At 61.4% G+C, this 207-nt stretch carries 2 pseudogenes; one reads left to right on the top strand and one right to left on the bottom strand.

The features are described 5' to 3' along the window. Positions 1-98, top strand: a pseudogene (locus IE94_RS39810) (IS5/IS1182 family transposase); the annotation flags it as partial. A gap of 20 nt (positions 99-118) precedes the next feature. Here the strand turns inward: IE94_RS39810 and IE94_RS39805 are convergent. Further along, a pseudogene (locus IE94_RS39805) lies at positions 119-207 on the bottom strand (IS5/IS1182 family transposase); the annotation flags it as partial.

Genomic DNA, 207 nt, shown 5'->3' with positions numbered 1-207 from the left:
GCCTGAAGTCCTGGCGGATCTTCCGCAGGTCCCGCTGCAGCCCCAACCGCATGACGTCAATCGCCAAGGCAGTCCTCACACTGGAGCTGCAACGCTGAAGAAGCTCATTGAGCCCCTTTCATCCTGAATAGTTGCAGGTCAGCAGTGTGTGGACGGCCTGGACGATGGTGCCGATACGCCGGGTGGAGCATCTGGCTCGCCGGAGGA

Source organism: Streptomyces violaceorubidus (genome assembly GCF_000717995.1).
GTDB lineage: Bacteria > Actinomycetota > Actinomycetes > Streptomycetales > Streptomycetaceae > Streptomyces > Streptomyces violaceorubidus.
The sequence above is the reverse complement of the archived record's forward strand: the minus strand, read 5'-3'. Positions and strand labels throughout refer to the sequence as shown.